Source organism: Salicola sp. AFF1 (assembly GCF_056783195.1).
This window is the reverse complement of record NZ_JBXAYL010000107.1, coordinates 1-914: the sequence shown is the minus strand read 5'-3', so window position 1 is coordinate 914 and position 914 is coordinate 1. Positions and strand designations below refer to the sequence as shown.

Genomic DNA, 914 nt, shown 5'->3' with positions numbered 1-914 from the left:
CTGGGGCCGGATGAGGTGTATGCTTTTGAGCCGGCCTTGATTACAGGCGGCGAGTGGTCCGTGAACAACCTGGCGAAGCTGAACCTGGATATTCACCTGACGATCCTGCGCCAGATGGCCCCGCCGAAGATCCCGTTCGCCGGGGTCGAGGTGGACGTGGATTAAGGGCTTGAAAGCCAGAAAGGCGCCAGTCCTGTCCCGGCGGCCCCGGAACCGGGGTGTATGAATGACAGTACTAACCTGATCAATAACCAAGCCCCCATGCACGGATGCATACTTGCACGGATGCCGACGGGGCCGCGCCACCTGCCCAGTGGTGGGACTTGCCAGGGAGAGCACTGGCGCTTGGTTGTTTTGCCTGCCGTGACGTTACTCGGATATCGAGTAATCCCGAACCGGGTTATTTTCCCCTGAAAGGGGTTGACAGCCTTTAGCGGCTCCCGCTGTTTTCTGGTGCGGACCTAAAAGCACATCCGTAGGTACTGATAAAGTACATCCTCAGGGTCTTGACGGCCTTTAGCCGCTATCGCTCATGGACTTCACGGTATGCTCCATATTGTGCTTGGCAATCATGGCGTCGAGCAGCTTGATCACCATCTCCCGGTCCTCTGCCTGAAACGTTTCAATGACCTTGAGCCGCTGAACGAGCCGGGTGTTGTAGACCGGCGCCTGCTGCGGCTCCTCCCCGCCACCGGCGACCAGAAAATCCAGCGTGGTCTCCAGGGCATCGGCCAACAGAATCAGCCGATCCAGCGGGGGCGTGTTGAATCCGGACTCGTACTTGTTGAGCTGGGCCGGGCTGGTATCGATGCATCGGGCCAGCTCCTTCTGGGTCCATCCCTTGCCCTTCCTTAGCTGCTTGATGCGCTGACCAAGGCGTTTCACTGCTGAGGTGTCTTGCATGAGCTGAATTA

At 58.5% G+C, this 914-nt stretch carries 2 protein-coding genes; one reads left to right on the top strand and one right to left on the bottom strand.

Features of this window, described 5'->3' with window-relative positions; translation table 11 throughout:
* Window positions 1–165 carry a T6SS immunity protein Tdi1 domain-containing protein gene (locus AC1RQI_RS16940; RefSeq protein ID WP_481905787.1) on the top strand — a complete coding sequence of 55 codons (165 nt, stop codon included), beginning with the start codon at window positions 1–3 and terminating at the stop codon, window positions 163–165.
* A 351-nt stretch (window positions 166–516) separates the two neighbouring features.
* Here the strand turns inward: AC1RQI_RS16940 and AC1RQI_RS16935 are convergent.
* Window positions 517–914 (bottom strand): helix-turn-helix domain-containing protein (locus tag AC1RQI_RS16935; protein WP_481905786.1); only part of this gene is annotated, 398 nt, incomplete at its 5' end.